Below are 19,623 nucleotides of genomic sequence, written 5' to 3' on the forward strand. Positions count from 1 at the left end.
CAAAGCCCATGCTATCGAGTTCTACGCGGTGCTCCGGCCCGCCCTGGCCCCGAATGCACAAGGCCCCGCCCCGGAAACCGGGACGGGACCTTGGCCAATCAGCCGTAAGGCTGACTATTGCTTCAGCAGCTTGGTGGTAGCCGAGCCGGCGGCGGTGCTCACGCGAACCACGTACAGGCCGGCCGCGCCGGGCAGGCGCAGGGTGCTGCGCATGGTCGTCAGAGCCGAGGGCGTCAGCACCTTCTCCGAAACCACGGCGCCCAGCTGGTTGACGAGCTGCACCGTGGCGGTCTGGTTCTGAATGCCGCGGATTTCGAGGTCCGCCTCGCTGCCTTGGGCGGGGTTGCCGAGCACTTCCACGGCCAGGCCAGCCACGTTGCGGCGCGGGTTGATGGCAGTGGTGATGCAGGCCGTCGGAATGGCCGTCGTCCAGCTGGTGGCCGTCATGCCGTTGAGCGTGCCGGTGTGGCCACGGCCGGTGGCGTCGGCGGTGGTGGCGGTGCCGGTGCCTTCATCGAATTTCCAGTAGCCCTCCAGCCCGGTAGCCGTGGCGCTGACGGAACAAGAGTTGCCGCTGATTTCGGCGGCGGTGCGGGCCACCGTCCACACGCGTACCTCGTCGATGGTGCCGTTGGTGGTGCGCACCGCCTCGTAGTTGCGGCCGATGGAGAAAGGCCCGGTGCCCGTCACGGTGCCCGTGGCGGCCAGCGTACCATCGGCTACGCCGTTGATGAACAGGCGCATGGTGGTACCGTCGTAGGTGCCGGCCAGGTGGTACCAGGTGTTGGTACTCAGCGTAGCGGTGGACACGATCTTACGCTCCGTGCCGCCGATCTGCATGATGAACTGCACCTTGTTGCCAGCCGGGATGTTCGCGTCGCCGATGCGAATCATGGCGGCGTTGCCGGTGGTTTCCACGCCCATCACGCTGGTAATGTAGGGGAAAGCCGTCTTGAAGGCATTCACCTTAATCCAGCCTTCGAGCGTCGCCGGACCGTTGATGGTCACGTTATTGGCCTGCACGTAGCTAGTAGTGCCGTTGAAATTCAGGGCCGATTGGGCCGAGGCGGTCAGGCCCGAGCCCAGCAGGGCGGTCAGCAAGGCACCGCCGGCGAGGCGGCGCAGGGTGGGGCCGGTGGGTGTGGCCGGCTGCTTCGGAGAGTAGATTTGCTCCATTAATGAAATAAGGTTGATGAAAGAAAGGGGTGGCATTGAATTTTGCCCTTAATGTACTGGCTGCCCCCGTTTATCCTACCCCAGTTAATTAAAAAAATTAACTATTCCGTTTCTACACCCCTTTCTGAACGCAGGCCGCAGTGTCAGGGCAGGAGAGTAAGCGGGTATGCGGGCAGGAGTTTGGGAGTTAGGGGGGTAACGGTTACGCGTAGCCCGGACGATAACGCCTACCCGCTTTCCCTCCTGCCCTCACGCCCTACTTGCGCACCGAGGCGCCGCGCACGGCCAGCGGCTGGCCCAGCAGCCAGGCCCGCAGCAGCGCATCGTCGGCCGATACTTTGCCCACCACGCGGTATTTCGAGTCCAGCGCCTCGGCGGAGTCGGCGGCTTCCAGCGTGACGGCGGCGGTGCCCAGGTAGCTGGAGTGAATCATCTGCACGGCCCCACCCTCGCGCACCCGCAGAAAGCCCGCGTGGTAGTCGAGCCCGAGCACGTAGAGGCCGGGGCCGAGCTGCTGCACCGCCCGCACGAAATCGGCCTGACTCAGGTCGCGGTAGCGGTGAATGTTGGCTTCGGCGGTGAGGTTCTTGATGATGACTTCGGAGGCCTGTTTGGCCAGCAGGCTGCGCTGCAGCTTCAGGCCCGCGTCGTGCAGGGTGGTCGTCACGAAGTAGCCGCAGGCAATGGTGCCGCGGCGGGGCTCCCAGCTCTGCCCGTAAAAAGCCCAGGGCGTGCCCTCCCAGGCCGGGAAGATGGTGCTGTCCAGCGCGGTGAGCAGCAGGGTGCGGGCCTCGGCCAGGCAGGCCCGCCGCCCGGCCGCCGTGCCCGCCTGCCGGTAGCGGGCCGCCAGCCGCTGCCGCCGCGCCGCGAAGCGGTGCAGGGTGGCGCGGTAGGCCGGAGCGGAAAAAACGGCGGCGGGGGCCTCGGCCGCGGCGGGCCCGCCGGGCAGTTGGGCCAGGCAGCTACGCAGGCTCGGCAGCAGCGCCAGCAAAAGCAGCAGGTTGCGCATCGTTAGGAATAAGAATGGGCGTAAGGAGCAAGGATCAGCCGGCTGTCCTGACCAAGCGGCCAGCGCCTAGCTCAACTGCCGGAATGGTACTTTTAGTATAAATTCATTGCAGGCTCGGCAGGGCAGCGCTTGCACGGCGCCGGCATTTTGCGCCCTAAGCGCGGCAGGATGCGCGGCCGCTCAGCAACTGGTTGTCTTGGGACCGGCTGGCCGGAGCTGGCCCGCACCGCAGCAGCCCGGCTAGTTGAAATACGAGCCGGGCACGGGGCTTTCGGTCATGAAGTGAAACCGGTGCGGGCCGGCGTCGGTGCCGAAGCCTTTCAGGTAGGCGCGGTGGCGGCGGTAAAACTCCAGGTCGAAGCTCACGTCGGCCGGCGCGGCTTCGGCCAGCTCCCGCCCGATGTCGGCGGCGGGCCGCTCGTCGGCGGGAATGTGCTCCACGCGGGGCTCCTCCCCTTCCGCCTCCACCAGGCGCATGCCCGAGCCGTCCCAGGGCAGGCCGCCCAGCTGGCTCATCAGGCCGATAACGTCGGGGCTGAAACGGGCCGGCTGCAGCCAGTGGTGATTGAGGGCAAACAGCACCTGACCGGGCTGGGCGGTAGCCAGCTCCTCGTACTCGCCAAAGGAGGCGGAGTCAGCCGCCACGACGAGCAGGGGCCGTTCGGTCAGGGCCGGCTCGTAATCCAGCAGCGGCAGGCTCAGCACCCGCGCCGCGGCTTCGGCCACAATCTGCGAGTCGCGGTCGGGCAGGGCGGCCACAGCTTCCACGCGGGCACCCAAGCCCGCGAGCAGCTGCGCCAGCGCCCCCAGAATGCCCCGGATGTTCTCCATCGACAGCCAAAGCGCCACGTAGCGGCCGCCGGCCACGTACTCATCGTCCGCATCGGGCTCGAAGCAGTCGAGCACCGCGCTGCCGTACTGGATAAACTGCCAGTCGCGGATGTGCGGCCGGGGCTGGCCCACAGCTTGGTAGCGGGCAACCATTTCGCGCAACTCGGTCAGCTTGAGCGGGACGATGGGGTCGGCATCGGCTGGAATATCGGCCCGGATGGCGGCCAGGGCGGCCGGCACCTCGGCGGTGCGGCCCAGCAGAATGCTCAGCTTCTGGTAGAAATACCAGGCCCAGAAATCCTGCTGGTAGGCCACGCGGCTCAGCTCCTCATAGGCGCGCTGCACCTGAAACTGCCGGGCGTAGCACAAAGCCAGGTCGTGGGCCACGTCGACGCTGCCGGGAGCCAGGCGCTGGGCTTTGCGCAGAAAGGGCTCGGCCAGGGCGTAATAATGCTGCTCCAGCTGGCTCACGAAGTAGCTGCCCAGTTCGGCAAAGGGCTCGGGCCGCTGAAAATCCTGTTGGACGGTCCGAAACAGCTGCTGCTCCTCCTCGGCCCCCAGCTGCCCCAGCACCTCAATGGTCAGGGGGTAGAGTGGACGGAAATCTACGTCCTGCTGAAAGCCTTCGGCCAGGGCCTTGAGGGCGGCCGGGTAATCTTCGGCCTGGTAGTGCTGCTGCGCGGTTTCGTAAGCCGCCTGAGCGGGCGAAGGAGCGGCCCCGGCCGCCGGGGCGGGCTGCCGCTTAAAAAAATCGAAAAGTCCCATCGTGGTAGCGTATGCCGGCCAAGGTAAGGCGGCCCGGGGCAGGAAACCTAGCCGGCCGCGGTGGGCTAGCCGGCCGCGGCAGCCATAGAAACGGTTCTTCCCTGCCGGTAGATGATGTGAGAAGCCGAACCCATCAATGCAATCAAATTATTAATTATCAGCGCAATAACTACCACAACCGGCAGCAACCCGCATGAAAATGTGATAGGCAGCAGCGGCAAAACACTATTAAACTTGCAGCGTCGAAGGGCTGCCGGGCTGACTTCCGGCTGGCCTACGACCTCACCCTGCTCCCAACCTACCCAACTGCTATGAAAACAGACAAAGTAGCCATCATCGGTGGCGGCCCGGCCGGTATTGCCGCCGCCAAATCCCTGCTCGAAGACGGCCTGACGCCGGTCATCATCGAACAAAGCGGCGCCCTGGGCGGCCAGTGGAACTTTGGCACGGCGCACAGCGGGCAGTGGCCGGGCATGCACGCCAACTCCTGCCACATCAAGATGTCGTTTTCCGACTACGACTACCCCACCGGCACCCAGATGTTTCCGACCAACGCCGAGGTGCTGGCCTACCTGCACGACTACGCCCACCACTTCGGCGTGGACCGCCACGTGCGCCTGCACACCCGCGTGGAGCTGATCAGCCGCGGCGCCGAGGGCCAGTACGTGGTGTGGACCGTGAACCAGGCCGGGGAGCGGCAGACGGAGACATTTGCGCGCGTCATCGTGGCCTCGGGGCGCTACAACAAGCCGCGCCTGCCCCGCACCCCGGGCCTCGACCACTTCCACGGCCGGGTGCTGCACTCCATGGAGTACCGCGGGCGGGAGCAGTTTCGGGGGCAGCGGGTGCTGGTGGTCGGCAACAGCATCAGCGGGCTGGAAATTGCCAGCGACCTGGCTCGTAACGCTGATACCACGGTCATTTCCTCGGCCCGCAAGCCGCGCTACATTGCCCGCAAAATCATGCACGGCCTGCCCACCGACCAGCTGGCCTTCAGCCGCTTCGGGGCCTACGTGAGCCAGGCTCTGCCACCGGCCGAGGCCATGGAAGGCCTGAAGCAGCTGGTGCTAAGCGCCGTGGGCAACCCCGCCGATTTCGGGGGCCTGCGCCCCGCCGACAACGTGCTCGAAGCTGGCCTCTCGCAGTGCCAGGACTACCTTGATTACGTGCAGGCCGGCCGCATCCGGGCCGTTCCGGGCGTGCGGGCCTACGCCCCCGGCCGGGCCATCCTCACCGACGGCGAGGAGCTGCCCATCGACGCCGTTATCCTGGCCACCGGCTACGATTTGCACCTGCCCTTCCTGCACGAGGAGCTGCGCCGCACCGTCGACGCCGACGAAAACCACCTCGACCTGCACCACTTCACCTTCCACCCTGCCCTGCCCGGCTTCGCCTTTATGGGCCTGTACCAGCAGATTGGCTCCTACTTCGTGACGGCCGAGCTGCAGGCGCGCTGGATTGCGGCCTGCTGGAGCGGGGCCCGCACCCTGCCCACTGCCGCCGACATGGAGGCCGGCCTGGCCCAGAGCCGGCAGCTGCGGCAGCAGGGCGGCATGGCCACCTGCCAGGGCGTATCCGAAACCATTGCCGCCGCGCTGGGCGTGGCCCCCACCCTGCCGCGCTACCCCGAGCTGGCGGCCGAGCTGTTCTTCGGCCTGCTGGCCCCGGCTCAGTACCGCATGGAGGGCCACGGCCGCCAGGCCGGCGCCCGCGCCCGGTTTGAGCGCAACGTGCGCCACTTCACCGGCGGCGCCCCCTTGCTGCTCAGCCCCGAGCAGCTCGGGCAGCTGCAGATGCTGGCCGCCCGCCTGCCCCAGCACGAGCAGCTGCAGCAGCTGGTGCAGCAACTCGTGCCGGCCGAGGTGCTGGCGTAAGCGTTTGCTGCTCACGCCGACGGGCCTGCCGACCATAGCCGGCAGGCCCGTCGGCGTTATGGCCTTTGCTGTTACCTTGGCGGCTCTTTCTTCATCCATTTCGCTCCGCGTTATGCTCCGGCTCCTGGCCGCCTGCTCCTTTCTTGGCCTGAAGCTGGCCGCCTGCTCCGGCGGCAGCGCCCCCGAAACTGCCCCCGCCGCGCCGCCGGCTCCCGCGGCCCCGGTGCCACCCGCCCCCAGCCTGCGGGCCTGGACGGGCACCTGGGCCTACCACGACGAATTCGATTCCGGCACGCTCACCATCCGCAGCCGCCCGGGCGACACCGAGGGCTTCGACTTCGAGCTACAGGGCCTGAGCGGGGCGCACACCGGGGAACTGAGCGGCCGGGCCCGGCTGAAGAAAAACGTCTCCCGCTACTCCGCCGACAACCCCGAAGAAGGCCCCTGCCAGCTGATTTTTCGCCTGACCGAGGACTCGACCCTCACCGTGGAGCAGCCCAAGGGCACCTGCGGGGCCGGGGCCGGCGTGAGCTTTGCCGGGGAGTACCGGCGCGAAACCGGCCGGGGCGCGGCCGCGGCCAAGCCCAAGGAAACCACCATGCTGAGCCGGGGCATTTTCCGCACGCCGTCGGAGGATGCGGCTTTCCGCCAGCTGGTCGGGGCCGACTACCGACGCTTCACCGAGTCGGCGCAGCTAGTGAGCGAGGATACCGACAGCGAGTTTCTGGGCGCTACGGTGTACGAGTCCTCCGTGCGCGGGCTCGGCAGCGTCGAGGGCAACATGGTCATCATCGACAAGGACAAGCACATCTGGGCCGCCGTGCTGGCCGGCGACTCGGTGCTCTACTACACCAACCGGCCCGACTACCTCACCCGCCTGCCCGGCGCCATCGACAAGTGGCAGAGCTACGCGCAGGAGGAGCCGCGCACGGTGGTGTACATGAGCCAGCCGAAGTAGCCCACCGGTTTTGCCAAAAGCATCGGCGCCCGCCGACAGTTGTCGACGGGCGCCGGTGTGTTGGTGGGGACGCGCGCAGGTGGCCGCGGCGAAAATCCGTTTCGCGGCTACTGTCTGCAGCCCGAACTGCTACTGCTTCAGCAGCTTGGTAGTAGCCGAGCCGCCGGCCGTACGCACGCGCACCACGTACACGCCCGCCGCGGCCGGCAGCGGCAGCTGCGTCTGCTGGGCGTCGGTAGTGGGCCGCAGGCTGCGGCGGCTCACCACGGCGCCCAGGGCGTTGACCAGCTCCACTTCGGTGGGCTGGCCCTGGGCCCCGCGGATTTCCAGCGTGGCCTGGCGGCCCAGCGCGGGGTTGCCCAGCACGCTCACCTGCAGGCCGCTGGTGCGGCGGGCGCCGGTGGTGGCGGTGGTGATGCACTGCGTGGGCACGTTGTTGGTCCAGTCGCTGGGCACCATGCTGATGAGGCGGCCGGTGTGGCCATTGCCGGTGGCGTCGGCGGTGGTGGTGCCGGTGGCCTCGTCGAACTTCCAGTAGCCTTCCAGCCCGGCGCTGCTGGGGCTGACCTGGCAGGCGTTGGCCTGAATTTCGGCTGCGGTGAGGGCCCGCTTCCACACCCGCGCCTCGTCGATGGAGCCGTCGATGCAGCGGGAGTTGGCGTAGTTGCGGCCGATGGTGAAGGTGGCGTTGGCAATGACGGAGTTGACGCCCACGGCGGAGTTGTCGAGCACGCCGTTGATGTAGAGGCGCAGCGCCGAGCCGTCGTACACGGCGGCCACGTGGTACCAGGTGTTCAGGGCCAGCGGGGTGAGGGCCGCCACCCGGCGGGTGGTGTTGCCGGTGTTGAGCACGAACTGCAGCCGGTCGGCCGCGAGGCCCGCGTCGCCCAGGCGCAGGATGGCCGTGTTGCTGCCCCCGTCTTCAATGCCCATGATGCTGGAAATGAACGGGGAGCCGGTTTTGAAGGAGTTCAGCTTCACCCAGGCTTCCATGCTCAGGGCGGGCCCGCTCAGGTTGATGGTGCCCGCGTCCACGTACTTGCCCACCCCGTCGTAGAGCAGGGCCGCGTTGCCGCCGGGCGTGGCCGCGCGCACCACCGTAATGTAGTTGGTGCGCGTGAGCGAGTCGCGGCCGGTGGCGTTCTGGGCGCGCAGCTTCACCGAGTAGGTGCCGGGCGTGGCGTAGCTCACGGTGGGGTGCACGGCCGTGCTGCTGGCCGGCGTAGCGCCCGGCAGCGTCCACACGAAGGAGCTGGCGTTGGTGGAGGAGTTGGCGAAAGTCACCGGCTGGCCCGTCACCACGGTGGTGCTGCCGGTGGCAAAGCCCGGCACCGGCGCCGGCACGGGCGCCGTGCCGTTGTAGAGGCGCAGCTTGCCCAGGTTCAGCCCGTAGGCCCCCACGGCCGTAGCCGAGGAAGCCCGCACCCCAATAATGGCCAGCTCGCGGCCGGCGTAGGCGGCCAGCGGGAAGCTGCGGGTGTTCCACTGCGCATCGGGGGCCGTGCCCAGGTCCAGCACCTCGGGCGTGGTGAGGTTGTCGGCGAAGTAGAGCAGCAGCTGGGTGCTGCTGGGGCCGGCCGCGGCGGCCTTGTACACGGCCTCCAGCGCAGTGGTGGCCGTGACGGGAATCTTGGTCTGGAACAGCTTCACGGTGGCCGCGGCGCCGGCGGCCAGACTGCCGCTGAGCTTCACCGAGGTGCCCCCGTAGTAGGCGTCGTCGAAGTCGTAGCCGACGCTGACCGAGGCCGCGCCGGTCTTGGCCCACTGCCAGGAGGGCAGCAGCGTCTGCTTGCCCATGTCGGTCCACTCGCGCGGCGTAACAGCCCCGTTGTTGGCGAAAATCTTGCCCTGGCCCACCGTGAAGGTGGTTTCGAAGGGCAGGGAGTTGATAACCGAGCGCACCGGCACGTAGTGGCCGAAGCCCTTCCAGCCCGAGGCATCGGCCGTGGTCACGTCGTAGTCGTCGCCGGCGAAGATGCGCTGCTCGGTGCGGTAGAAGTTCTGGTAATCGGCCGGGTTGCTATTGAAGTTGTTGAGCCCGGCGTTGTAGGTCAGGTTGGCCGCAAACAAGCCCACCGACAGCTTGGGCTGGGTCAGGTCGTTGTTGGTGAAGTAATTATCCATCCAGGTGGTGCGCGCAAACAGCGACTGGTTGCTGCGCCCGGGCCACAGGTCGCCGCCCATGTACACGTCGAAAGGGCTGCGGCCGATGTTGTTGGCCGTCGTCACGGAGGTGTTCAGCAGCGTGGGGCCCGACCAGAAGTAGTTCGTAAACATGGCGTCGCTCACGCGGGTCGTGCCGTCCTGCAGCAGGGGCGCGTTGCTGGCGTTCAGCGCGTTCTGGTACGACACGGTGCCGCCGGGCAGCATGGCGTCGTACCAGTGAATTTCCATGCCGGCGGGCCGCAGGGTCTGCAGCTGCTTGAGCAGGTTGCGCAGCTCCAGGGCCGTGGCGCTGCTCACCGACGACTCCTGGTTGAAAAACCAGCCATCGAAGCCGTAGTAGTTGGCCATGTCCACCAGCTTCTGGGCGGCCACGTAGTTGTTGTTGGCGTCTTTCTGGATGAGCAGGGCCACGTCGGCGGCGTTGGTAAACACCGTGCCGATGACCTTCACCCCGTTGCGGTGGGCCGTTTCCACCCAGGGCCGCGTGGGAATGCCCACCGTGCCGTCGAACCAGGTCAGCACGTCGATGTACTGCCAGTGGGTGAAGTTGTAGAGGTTGAAGTGGTTCTGCTCGTTGAGGTAGCCGGCGAAGTTGGCCATGCCGTCCGGGATGTAGTTCACCTTGTGGCTGAAGCTCATGGCCGGGTTGAGCTGGCTGGCCAGGGAGTTCTGGCGCGGGACCAGCGGCACCCGGCTCACGTTGGCCGGCACGGCCGTGGGGCCGGTGGGCGTCCAGGCCATAAACTGGGCCATCGACAGCTTGGTGTACTGGGCGTCGGGCTCCAGCTGGGCCTGGGCGGGCAGGCTGGGGCTGAGGGCAGCCAGCAGCGCCGCGGCGGCCAGTACGCGGCCGCCGCGCCGGGCCCGGCGGCCCAGGTTGCGCACGGATTGCGCCAAGGGGTAAAAATGCTTCATCAAACTCGAAGGGGTGGAAGATTGAAGGGGTGATAAGCAATTGCGGGCTCAATGTAGAGCCGGGGCCTTTCGTTTTCCTACCCTCGGTGGAAATATTCAGAGGGAAGTGTTCAACAACCCCTGAAACAATGTGCTTGGCTCATCAACCCTCCGGCTAGCCCATCCTGTCCAGCGAGGTAGAGGCATCCCGCGTGTTTGTTCCGCTAGTACCGGCTGTTCCACCAGCCGATTAACGCCCGGCAAGGTGCCGCGCCCGGCTCGACAGGACCAGCTATTCTGGCCGTTCAAGGTCAACCGGCAGCTGGGCCGCCGCAACAGCCCGCCGAATCCTTTCTTCACGCTTTGGCAAACCGCCCCGGCCGCTACCTTTACCCGCGCCGCCCACCGCCGGCGCGGCCCTAACGCTTCCCTCTCTGCTATGCGCGGCTTCCTGGGTATTCTGACGGTGCTGACGATTCTGGTCTTGTTACTGTTCACCGGCCTGCGGCTGCTGCAGCTGCCCGTGGGCACGCTCATCGACTGGGTCACGGGCATCGGGGTGTTCTGGTGGCTGGCGGGCGTGGTGGTGCTGCCCTGGGACACGCACTTTGCGGCCAAGGACGTGCTGGAAGACGCCCGCGAGTCGCGCGCCAAGGGCATAGCCGTCAACGAGGAGACGGTGACGTTTGCCCGGCGCCTGGCCCGGCGGTTTCTGTGGCTGGCCATCGGGCTGCACGTTTTCACGGCCGTGGTGCTCTACCTGCTGGCCTATTACCAGCTCACGGCCGTGGGCTACGCAGCCTCGGCGGCGGCGCTGCTGCTCACCTTCGTGCGGCCCGGGCAGCGCGCCTACGCCCACCTCACCCGGCGCCTGCAAACCCTCTCCCACCAGATTCGCTACCCCCGCGAAGACGTGGTGGAGCTGCGCGAGCGGGTGCTGGCGCTGGAAACCGACCTCCAGCTGGCCACCGCCTCCCTCGACCAGGCCGAGCCCGGCTCCTGGGCCTACGAGCAGGTGCAGGCTCAAGCCCACCTGCGCCAGCAACTCGACCGCCTCGACGCCCGCCTGGAGGAGCTGACCCGCCAGAACAGCCGGGACCACGAAGCCCTGGCCCGGCAAGCCGCCGCCGACATTGCCCGCCTCTCGGAAGACGCGCAGTTCCTCAACCAGGTACGCGAGCTGATTCGCTTCGTGAAAAGCGCCTGAGCCGCCTGCAGCCTGGAGAAGCCCGGGTTGCCAGTCGGCGGGCCGGAAGTACCACAACTTCGGGCCACCGTCGAACGGTTCGGCTGGGCCACTGGCCTTTATTCGGCAGTTGCTGCCTCTACCAGCCAGGGCCGCAGCGCTTGGGCCAGCGCTTCGCTGCGAAAGGCTAGCGGAACGGAGCGGCCCGCGGTACTAATCGAGAGCTGGTAGTGCGTGTTCCAGAGCTGCCGCCGCTGATGCACCGGGCCGAGGGCCGCCCACGGAATCAGCAAGGCCGGATGCCCAATGCGGAAAATGGCAGGTACCGTCAGCGACAATCCTTCGGGGCCCAGGCCGGCTTCGATGACGTTTTTGTAATCGACCAAGCCGAGCTTGGCCCAGCTTAGCCGCAGCCGCACCTCCGAGGGCGGAGCTGCGGCCACCGCGTACTCGTCGGCCAGCCGCTGCCAGCCCAACCACGACAATACCTTGCTCACAAAGGCCCACAGCGCCGCGAAGCCACCGATAAATAAAGGGCCAATCCACAGTAGGTGCCAGGGACTCATGCGGCTAAATCAATAAATGAAAGGTTGGCAGCAAGGCCGAGCGGGCCGCTGCCGCGAAAGATGCACCGCTTTTGTCAGCTGGCCGAACCGGGGCGCCGCCCGCCGGCGGTTTTACCTTGCCCCCGTCACCCCACCAGCCTTTCCGCCTCATGGCCAAGCATCACCCCGACATCAGCCCCGATATCCAGGCTTTCATCGAGCAGCAGCACGTCTTCTTCGTGGGTACGGCCGCCGCCGACGGCCGCGTCAACGTGTCGCCCAAGGGCCAGGACTCCCTGCGCGTGCTCGGCCCCCACCGCGTGGCCTGGCTGAACCTGACCGGCAGCGGCAACGAAACCGCCGCCCACCTGCGCGAGCTGAACCGCATCACGCTGATGTGGTGCGCCTTCGAGGGCCGGCCCAACATCCTGCGCCTCTACGGCACGGCCGCCGTGTACCACCCTCGCGACGCGCAGTGGGCCGAGCTGCTGCCCCTGTTTCCGCCCCTACCCGGCGCCCGGCAGATTGTGGCCGTGGAGGTGGACCTGGTGCTGACGTCCTGCGGCATGGCCGTGCCCCTGCTCGATTTCCGGGCCGAGCGCCAGGAGCTGAACCACTCCATGCAGAAGCGCGGCCCGGAGAAAGTGCAGGAGTACTGGCAGCAGAAAAACACCCGCAGCCTCGACGGCAAGCCCACCGGCATCTGAGCCGGGCCGCCGCGCGGGCAACCTTTGGGCCCGGATGCCGGTACAGGCAGGTTTGCCGCCCGGCCGAGCTTTCCTTCGGCCATCATCCGCTACTTCGCCATGCCCGACGCCACCGCGCTCCGCCCCACCGCCTAGCCCTCCCACCCCGCCGACTCCCAGCCCACGGCCCCCCTCATCGTGCTGGCCGGCGCCACGGGGCAGCTGGGCCTGCTCATTGCCCACCACCTGCGCCGCCGCGGCGCGGCCGTGCGCGCCCTGGTGCGCCCCGAGGCCCAGGCCGGCGCCGAGGCCGAATCCTTGCGCCGCCAGGGCGTGGAGGTGGAGGTAGTCGATTACGCTTACCAGACCAGCCTCACCCAGGCCTGCACCGGCGCCAGCTGCGTGGTGTCGGCTTTGTCGGGGCTGCGCGAGGTCATTGTCGGCGCCCAGACGCAGCTGCTGCAGGCCGCCGTGAAAGCCGGCGTGCCCCGCTTCATCCCGTCCGATTTCTGCATTGCCTACGACCGGCTACCCGAGGGCTCCAACCGCAACCTCGACCTGCGCCGGGAGTTCAGCCGCCGCCTCGACCGGGCGCCCATCCAGGCCACCTCGGTGCTCAATGGCATGTTCACGGATTTGCTCAAGGGCACGGCCCCGGTGGTGCTGCCCGGCCCCGGCCTGGTGCTGCACTGGGGCTCGGCCGAGCAGCCCCTGGACTTCACCACCATGGTGGACACCGCCGACTACACCGCCGCCGCCGCCCTCGACGATGCGGCCCCGCGCTACCTGCGCATTGCCGGCGACGTGCAGAGCCCGCGCGGCCTGCAGGCCGCCGCCGAGGCCGCCTTTGGCCGCGAGTTCCGGCGGCTGCGGCCCGGCGGCCTGGGCGCCTTCAATGTGCTCATCCGCCTCACCCAGACCCTGAGCCCCGCCCCGGACGAGGTATTCCCGGCCTGGCAAGGCATGCAGTACCTGCGCGACATGTTCAGCGGCCAGGCCAAGCTCGCCCCGCTCGACAACGACCGGTACCCCGATATCCGCTGGACTTCGGTACAGCAGTTGCTCACCCGGCGCTAGGCCGCGCCCGGCCGGCGGCCCGCCGCTGGGTGGCACCGCTAGGCGGCGGCGGGCGGTAGCTGCCAGCCTACCTGCGCGGCCCAGAGCGAGGCGGCCTCAAACACCAGGTGAAACACCGGCTCCTTCAGGTACAGGTAGCCCTCGATGCTGCGGGGAAACAGGGCGGCCGCCCGGCTTTTCAGCAGCTCGTACTCGGCGCGGGCCCGGGGGCTGGCCCGCAGATAGTCGCGAAAGAGCAGGGCGTAGCGGGCGTTGAAGCGGCCCGCCTCGCGAATGTGCAGGTGGGTGCGCCGCTCCCCCGCCGGCTCGCGCATGTAGAGCTTGCGCAGCTCTGCCGAGTCTGGGGGCAGGCCGTGAAACTCGTCGTACTGCGTGGCCTCGCCCTGCCGAAAGCCGGCATGCCGCAGTGCCGCCGTCAGCGCCGCCGCAGCGGGCAGGCTGGTCACGGTCAGCTGCACATCCAGCACGTCCTTGGCGCTGAGCCCCGGCACGGCCGTGGAGCCGATGTGGTCGATGCGCAGCAGCAGGGGGCCGGCCAGGACCCGCAGGCGGCGGGCCAAGGCAGCAAACTCATCCGGCCAGGCGGGTCGGTAAGGCACCAGCACCACCGGCCGGGACGGGGCAAAAGCGGGGAGGTCGGGCATGGGCACGGCGGCGGTTGAGCCGGCTAAGCTAGCCGCCCGCCGGGCACAAAAAAAGCAGCACCCCGGTCAGGGGTGCTGCTTGCGAAGTAGTCGGCCGAAAACTAGGCGCGACGGACTTTTACGGCGTTCAGACCTTTGCGGCCCTGCTCCACTTCAAACTCGACTTTGTCGTTGTCGCGGATTTCGTCGATGAGGCCGGTTACGTGGACGAATACGTCCTGGCCGGTGGTGGAGTCATTGATGAAACCAAAGCCTTTGGTCTCATTGAAGAATTTTACGGTTCCCGTTGCCATGATGCTTTAGGAAAAAGGTGAAAAACGAGCAACTGACAACGGAACGCTACTCTGATTCTGCAAGCGAATTGAGGTAGGTGACACGAGGCAACTTGCCTTAAACAGCGTAAACATACGGCTTTATTTCCGGTCGGCAGTATTCGGCCCGGTCATTTCAGTCGCGTTACGGGCTGCAAACCGGCTCTGCCCCGATAAAGTTCAGCTGCGAACCCGCTAAAACCAAGCCGCTACGGCACGCCCTTATCGGAAGGGCCCTGCCACTAACGGGCCCCAAAGCGGCTGCTGCCCGGGCGCCGAATACGGGTAAGCAGCAAAACGGCAGGCTAGCGCAGCGGTATCAGGGGCGGTAGAAGCGGGCAGTGTGGCAGCCCCCGCTCGTGGTGAGGCGCGCCACGTACCAGCCCGCGGGCAGCGCGGCAACGGGCAGCACCCCCTGGCCGGCAGCCCTCGACTGCCGCAGCACCACCCGCCCGGTCATGTCCAGCACTTCGAGCAGCGCTGAGGCCGCGCCCGCCGGCCCCCGGTACTGCACCTGCCCGGCCTCGGCCACCGTCGGGAAAAGCAGCAGGTCGGAGGTGGCAGGCGCCCCCGCCCGACTGGCCAGCACCCCGCTCCTAACGAGCACGGGCAGCGGGGCGTAAGTCAGCCACCCGAGCTGGTAGGAGGTGTTGTTGCCCCAGCCCCAGAGGGTGCCGTCGGGGCGCCGGGCCAGTACGTGCTGGCTGCCGCTGCTCGGGTAGAGCTGCGCCCAGTCGGCGGCGGTGCCCATGAGGGTGGGCACCAAGAGCGGAGCACCGCTGCTCGTAGGGGCACCGCTGCCCCACACCCACACGCTGCCGTCCTGCCGCACACCCTGCCCGTAGCCGCGCCCGGCGGCCACCTGCCGCCAGTCCGTGGCCGTCCCGATTTGCACCGGCACCGCCCGGCGGGTGGTAGTACCGTCGCCCAGCTGGCCCTCGGCGTTGTTGCCCCAGGCCCAGAGGGTGCCGTCGGCGCGCACGGCGAGGCTGAAATCGGCGCCGGCCGCCACGCTCAGCCAGCGGTGGGCCTGACTGATGTGGGTGGGACGCAGCAGCGCGGTGGTGCCGTGGCCCAGCTGCCCGCTGGCGTTGTCGCCCCACACCCACAGGGTACTGTCGCGGCGCAGGGCCAGGGCGTGCTGCCCGCCGGCCGCCACGCTGCGCCAGGTGGTAGTGGTATCGACGCGCTCGGGGGTGGGAGGAATAAACCGGGAGCCGGTGCCCAGCTGCCCGTAGCCGTTGTCGCCCCAGCCCCAAAGGGAGCCGTCCTGCTGCAGGCCCAGGGCAAATGCTTCGCCGGCCACCACGCTGCGCCAGCTGGTGGCCGTGCCCACCTGCTCCGGCACGTCGCGGGAGAAGGGGGTGCTGCCGCCCAGCTGCCGGTAGTTGTTGCGGCCCCAGGCCCAAAGCGTGCCGTCCTGGCGCAGGGCCAGGCTGAAATCGGCGCCGGCGGCCACGCTGCGCCAGCCGGTGGCCGTGCCCACCTGCTCCGGCGCGGCGCGATGAATGCCGGAAGAGGTGCCATTGCCGAGCTGCCCGTAGTAGTTGCGGCCCCAGGACCACAGGGTGCCGTCCTGGCGCACGGCCAGGCTATGTTCTCCGCCCGCGGCGGCGCTCTGCCAAGTGGTGGCCGCGCCCACCGGCCGGGGGTATTCCACCAGGTTCATGGCTACCCGCGCCGGGCTGCCCACCTGTCCCCGCGTGCTGCTGCCCCAGGCCCATACTTCCCCATTGCGGTGAGTACCCACGGTGTGCGCCTCGTGGGCCGTCAGCGTCTGCCAGGTGGTGGCCCGCCCCACCTGCACCGGGGTGCGCCGGGCGCTGGTGGTACTGTCGCCCAGCTGGCCCCGCTCGTTCAGGCCCCAGCTCCAGAGGGTGCCGTCCTGGCGCAGGGCCGCGGTGTAGTAGCGGCCCGCGGCGGCCAGCAGCCAGTTGGCAGCAGTGCCCACCTGCACGGGCGTGGGGCACCAGGTGGGCGTGCCCACGCCGAGCTGCCCGTGGTAGTTTTCGCCCCAGGCCCAGAGGGTGCCGTCGCGCCGCACGGCCACGGTGTGGTCGTGGCCGGCGGCCACGCTCTGCCAGTTGCTGGCCGTGCCCACCTGCGTGGGGTTCACAAAGTAGGTTCGCTGGCCGTTGCCGAGGGTGCCGAAGCCCCAGGCCCAGAGGGTGCCGTCCTGCCGGATGGCGCAGGCGTGCTCGGTGCCCACCGAAATGCTCTGCCAGGTGGTCGTCGTGCCCAACTGAGTGGGTACCAGCGCGTCGATGCCCGTGCCGTTGCCCAGCTGGAAGTTGGCGTTTTCGCCCCATACCCACAGCGTGCCGTCGGTGCGCAGGGCCACGGTGTAGTTGGCGCCGGCCGCCACGCTCTGCCAGGTGGCAGCCGCCCCGATCTGCACCGGCGTCGGGCGCGGACTGCACGTGCCGTCGCCGAGCTGCCCGAACTGGTTGTCGCCCCAGGCCCAGAGGGTGCCGTCCTGGCGCACGGCCACCGTGTGCTGCTCGCCCGCGGCCGTGCTTTGCCAGCTGGCCCCCGCGCCCACCGCCACCGGGGCTTCGCGGTGGCGGGTGCTGCCGTCGCCGAGCTGGCCGTACTGGTTGTTGCCCCAGGTCCAGAGCGTGCCGTCGCCGAACACTACGGCCGAGTGCGTCTGGGCCTGGGTGCGGCCCGCGGCCAGCAGTAGCCCCAGGGCCCAGCAGCCCCGGCGCACGAATCTAAACGAGAAGAGTAGCGGTTGTTTCATGCACCAAAATCAGGCGAAGGGCGGGTAAAGACGGTCACACCGGCGGCGGGGCCGGCCCGCCAGCATCAGCGGCCCAAGTAACGGCAAGGCGCGCCAAGGCACAATCCGGCAGCCGTTTTTTTCGGTGCTGTGCGCCTTACTCCCAGGCCTTAGCGCTGAGCAATGAGTGCCTCACCCCGCGCCGCTAGGCCTGCGGGCTGGGCTGAAACCAGCGCTGGTAGGCCGGGGCCACCAGGCGCTGCCATTCGGGGTGCCGCTTCAGGTAGCTGGTCACGAAGGGGCACAGCGGAATCAGCGGCTGCCCGCGGCGCTCCACCTCGGCCAGCACTTTTTCCACCAGGGCCGTGCCGACGCCCCGGCCTTCCAGCTGGGCCGGCACTTCGGTGTGAAACAGGGCCACGGCCCCGTCCCGCTCCCCGTACTCCATGTAGGCAGTGGCGTGGTTTACGCTCAGCTCGAAGCGGTGGCCGCCGGCGTTGTCGACCAGCGGCAGGGTTTCAAATTCGGGTTTCATAGGCGGTAAGGTAGCCAACGGGCTCCAATGCCGGCCCGGCCGGGGCGGCCCGGGCAGCCGGGCGCCCCGGCTGCTTGCCAGCGCGTCGACTGGCGCCGGGCGGCTGCCGGCTGGTCTGCTGGCGCCCCTGGCCAATGCGAGGCAGCAGGCCGGTCTACTGCTTGGTAACGCGCTGCTTTCTAACGACCTTGATATCAGGCTCTGTCTGTCACCACGCTCCAACGCCATGCACCGACGCACCTTTCTGCAATTCTCCCTGCTTGCCCCCGCCGCTGCCTCGGTCCGGCCGCTGTGGGCGGGTGCTCTCTGCCCCACCCCGCCCGACGACGCCCCCGCCAAGGCCGTGCTGGTGCGCCGCCAGCAGGACCGCAACAACCAGCCGTTCAAATTCCTGGACGCCTCTTTCACCGTCAAGGTATCGGGGCGGGATACGGGCGGGCGCTACGTGATTTTCGACACGCTAAGGCCCGCCAAAGTGGGCCCCGCCCTGCACTACCACAAGGACTGCGACGAGTGGTTTTGCGTGGAGGAAGGCGAGTTTAAGTTTCAGGCCGGCCCGGAAACCATGCGCCTGCAGGCCGGCGACACCCTGCTGGTGCCCCGCGGCGTGGCGCATACCTTCATCAAAACCAGCGAAGGCGTGGCCCGGCTGCTGGTAATGCACCAGCCCGCCGGCACGATGGAGGAGTACTTCCGCACCGCCAGTCAGCTGGCCGACCAAAGCCTGGAAGGCCGTCGGGCCCTGGCCGCCCAGCACGATATTCACATCGTCGGCCCGGCGCTGAAGCCCGACTAGCCGCCGGGGCTTGCAGTCGGCTGCACCGCGCTGGCGGCCCCGGCGCTTAGGCCCGCGCTGCTGCCGGCGGGGCCAGGGCCAGGCGCAGGCTCAGCAGGGCCAGCAGCAGCGTCAGGGGCGTAAACACCAGCTTTTCCAGCTCGTTGTTCGACAGCAGGTTGCCCACCGTGTTCAGCGCGAACAGGGCCGCCATCAGCCAGAGCGCCGCCGTGAGCAGCCCGGCCGGCACGCGCACCCGCAGCAGGCCCGCCCGGGCGGCCACCGCCGCCAGCATCAGCAGGTTCAGGCCCACCGACACGGCCTCGAAGACCAGCAGCTGCTCCCGGCTGCTGATGCGCCCGCCCCACACGATCTGGAAGGGAATGACGCCGCTGATAACCAGCCCGTGAAACAGCAGCGTGAGCGTGATGATGACGAGCAGGGCGCCGGCGGCGGCGCGGGCCGATAGCAGGGTTTTCATAGCAGCAGGCAGGAGTGAATGAGGCTGCAATGATAGGCCGCCGGGCCCGCTTCGTCCTGCCAGGGCTGATTTGCGTAAGCCCGGGCTACCGAACCGGCCGCGCCCCGGCCCGGCCGCCAGCCGTTTTCTATGGATACTCGTCCCCGCGACAACGCTGCTTCCTGGCAGCAAAAGGCTTACCGCGTCATCTTCGAGTCGGACACCCGGGCCGGCCAGCTCTTCGACATTGCCTTGCTCGTAGCCATTGTGCTGAGCGTAGTGACCGTGATGCTGGAAAGCGTCAGCAGCATCAGTGCCCGCTACGGGCCGCAGCTGCGGGCGGTGGAGTGGGTGTTTACGGGCCTGTTTCTGCTCGAGTACCTGATGCGCCTGCTGGTGGTGCGCCGGCCGCTGGCCTACGCGCTGAGCTGGCTGGGCATCATCGACTTTCTGGCCATTGTGCCCACGCTGGCGGCCCTGGTGCTGGCCGGCAGCCGCTACCTGCTCGTCATCCGCACGTTGCGGCTGCTGCGGGTGTTCCGCATCTTCAAGCTGGGGCAGTTTATCGGCGAGGGCGAGTTTATCCTGAATGCCCTGCGGGCCAGCCGCTTCAAGATTCTGGTGTTTCTCAGCTCCGTCATTACCCTGGCCGTGGTGGTGGGCACGCTCATGTACGTGGTGGAAGGCGGCCGGAACGGCTTCACCAGCATCCCCAAAAGCATCTACTGGGCCATCGTGACGATGACCACCGTGGGCTACGGCGACATTTCGCCCGCCACGGTGCTGGGCCAGACGCTGGCCTCGGTGCTCATGATTATGGGCTACGCCATCATTGCCGTGCCCACCGGCATCGTGTCGGCCCAGATGGTGCTGCCCGGCACCAGCCGCCCGGCCTACAAGCAGGTCGTCTGCCACGTGTGCCAGGCCCCGGACCACCGCCCCGACGCGGAGTACTGCTGGCGCTGCGGCGAGAAGCTGTAGACACCGCCCGTCCGCCCAAAGACCCCGC

Annotated in this window: 17 protein-coding genes; 7 read left to right on the forward strand and 10 right to left on the reverse strand. The window is 68.2% G+C overall.

The window, feature by feature from the left end; all coding sequences use genetic code 11:
- Nucleotides 1-114: 114 nt before the first annotated feature.
- The 3 genes from EJV47_RS14825 to EJV47_RS14835 all read right to left on the reverse strand — a co-directional run bounded on the left by EJV47_RS14825 (nucleotide 115) and on the right by EJV47_RS14835 (nucleotide 3,781).
- Nucleotides 115-1,176: a LamG-like jellyroll fold domain-containing protein gene (locus EJV47_RS14825; protein WP_165903771.1), complete on the reverse strand. Its 1,062-nt coding sequence runs from the start codon at nucleotides 1,174-1,176 to the stop codon at nucleotides 115-117.
- Between the two features lie 256 nt (nucleotides 1,177-1,432).
- Nucleotides 1,433-2,185, reverse strand: coding sequence for a hypothetical protein (locus tag EJV47_RS14830; RefSeq protein ID WP_126693945.1), 753 nt, complete (start codon nucleotides 2,183-2,185; stop codon nucleotides 1,433-1,435).
- A 240-nt stretch (nucleotides 2,186-2,425) separates the two neighbouring features.
- Entirely contained in the window at nucleotides 2,426-3,781 is a 1,356-nt protein-coding gene (locus EJV47_RS14835; RefSeq protein ID WP_126693946.1) for a hypothetical protein, read from the reverse strand.
- Between the two features lie 311 nt (nucleotides 3,782-4,092).
- Between EJV47_RS14835 and EJV47_RS14840 the strand changes: the two genes are divergently transcribed.
- A complete protein-coding gene (locus EJV47_RS14840) occupies nucleotides 4,093-5,655 on the forward strand; it encodes a flavin-containing monooxygenase (protein ID WP_126693947.1) in 1,563 nt (520 codons plus the stop codon).
- Between the two features lie 112 nt (nucleotides 5,656-5,767).
- Nucleotides 5,768-6,613 carry a hypothetical protein gene (locus EJV47_RS14845; protein WP_126693948.1) on the forward strand — a complete coding sequence of 282 codons (846 nt, stop codon included), beginning with the start codon at nucleotides 5,768-5,770 and terminating at the stop codon, nucleotides 6,611-6,613.
- Between the two features lie 129 nt (nucleotides 6,614-6,742).
- On the opposite strand, the gene EJV47_RS14850 is transcribed toward EJV47_RS14845, so the two are convergent.
- Nucleotides 6,743-9,694, reverse strand: coding sequence for an endo-beta-N-acetylglucosaminidase (locus tag EJV47_RS14850; protein WP_126693949.1), 2,952 nt, complete (start codon nucleotides 9,692-9,694; stop codon nucleotides 6,743-6,745).
- A 418-nt stretch (nucleotides 9,695-10,112) separates the two neighbouring features.
- Between EJV47_RS14850 and EJV47_RS14855 the strand changes: the two genes are divergently transcribed.
- On the forward strand, nucleotides 10,113-10,880 hold the full coding sequence (locus EJV47_RS14855; RefSeq protein ID WP_126693950.1) for a hypothetical protein: 768 nt from the start codon (nucleotides 10,113-10,115) through the stop codon (nucleotides 10,878-10,880).
- A 98-nt stretch (nucleotides 10,881-10,978) separates the two neighbouring features.
- Here EJV47_RS14855 and EJV47_RS14860 read toward each other — a convergent pair whose 3' ends face one another.
- The gene (locus tag EJV47_RS14860) at nucleotides 10,979-11,425 is read right to left on the reverse strand and encodes a hypothetical protein (protein ID WP_126693951.1); all 447 of its coding nucleotides are present in this window, start codon (nucleotides 11,423-11,425) and stop codon (nucleotides 10,979-10,981) included.
- 149 nt (nucleotides 11,426-11,574) lie between these two features.
- Between EJV47_RS14860 and EJV47_RS14865 the strand changes: the two genes are divergently transcribed.
- Together EJV47_RS14865 and EJV47_RS14870 are read left to right on the forward strand one after the other, a co-directional pair.
- Nucleotides 11,575-12,111: a pyridoxamine 5'-phosphate oxidase family protein gene (locus EJV47_RS14865; protein WP_126693952.1), complete on the forward strand. Its 537-nt coding sequence runs from the start codon at nucleotides 11,575-11,577 to the stop codon at nucleotides 12,109-12,111.
- 177 nt (nucleotides 12,112-12,288) lie between these two features.
- Nucleotides 12,289-13,167: an NmrA family NAD(P)-binding protein gene (locus tag EJV47_RS14870; protein ID WP_341539263.1), complete on the forward strand. Its 879-nt coding sequence runs from the start codon at nucleotides 12,289-12,291 to the stop codon at nucleotides 13,165-13,167.
- A 38-nt stretch (nucleotides 13,168-13,205) separates the two neighbouring features.
- Here EJV47_RS14870 and EJV47_RS14875 read toward each other — a convergent pair whose 3' ends face one another.
- From EJV47_RS14875 to EJV47_RS14890, 4 genes are all read right to left on the reverse strand, one after another.
- Nucleotides 13,206-13,811, reverse strand: a complete 606-nt coding sequence (locus tag EJV47_RS14875) for a GrpB family protein (RefSeq protein ID WP_126693953.1) — start codon at nucleotides 13,809-13,811, stop codon at nucleotides 13,206-13,208.
- A 101-nt stretch (nucleotides 13,812-13,912) separates the two neighbouring features.
- Entirely contained in the window at nucleotides 13,913-14,104 is a 192-nt protein-coding gene (locus EJV47_RS14880; protein WP_078014057.1) for a cold-shock protein, read from the reverse strand.
- 337 nt (nucleotides 14,105-14,441) lie between these two features.
- Nucleotides 14,442-16,865 (reverse strand): RCC1 domain-containing protein, encoded by a 2,424-nt coding sequence (locus EJV47_RS14885; protein WP_126693954.1) that lies wholly within the window; start codon nucleotides 16,863-16,865, stop codon nucleotides 14,442-14,444.
- A 184-nt stretch (nucleotides 16,866-17,049) separates the two neighbouring features.
- Nucleotides 17,050-17,379 (reverse strand): GNAT family N-acetyltransferase, encoded by a 330-nt coding sequence (locus tag EJV47_RS14890; RefSeq protein WP_126693955.1) that lies wholly within the window; start codon nucleotides 17,377-17,379, stop codon nucleotides 17,050-17,052.
- 226 nt (nucleotides 17,380-17,605) lie between these two features.
- Here EJV47_RS14890 and EJV47_RS14895 point away from each other — a divergent pair, with 226 nt between their 5' ends.
- On the forward strand, nucleotides 17,606-18,175 hold the full coding sequence (locus EJV47_RS14895; protein WP_126693956.1) for a cupin domain-containing protein: 570 nt from the start codon (nucleotides 17,606-17,608) through the stop codon (nucleotides 18,173-18,175).
- A gap of 46 nt (nucleotides 18,176-18,221) precedes the next feature.
- Here EJV47_RS14895 and EJV47_RS14900 read toward each other — a convergent pair whose 3' ends face one another.
- On the reverse strand, nucleotides 18,222-18,635 hold the full coding sequence (locus EJV47_RS14900) for a hypothetical protein (protein ID WP_126693957.1): 414 nt from the start codon (nucleotides 18,633-18,635) through the stop codon (nucleotides 18,222-18,224).
- Nucleotides 18,636-18,764: 129 nt separating this feature from the next.
- Between EJV47_RS14900 and EJV47_RS14905 the strand changes: the two genes are divergently transcribed.
- Nucleotides 18,765-19,595 carry an ion transporter gene (locus tag EJV47_RS14905; protein WP_126693958.1) on the forward strand — a complete coding sequence of 277 codons (831 nt, stop codon included), beginning with the start codon at nucleotides 18,765-18,767 and terminating at the stop codon, nucleotides 19,593-19,595.
- Nucleotides 19,596-19,623 lie beyond the last annotated feature (28 nt).

Source organism: Hymenobacter gummosus (assembly GCF_003970915.1).
Classification (GTDB): domain Bacteria; phylum Bacteroidota; class Bacteroidia; order Cytophagales; family Hymenobacteraceae; genus Solirubrum; species Solirubrum gummosum.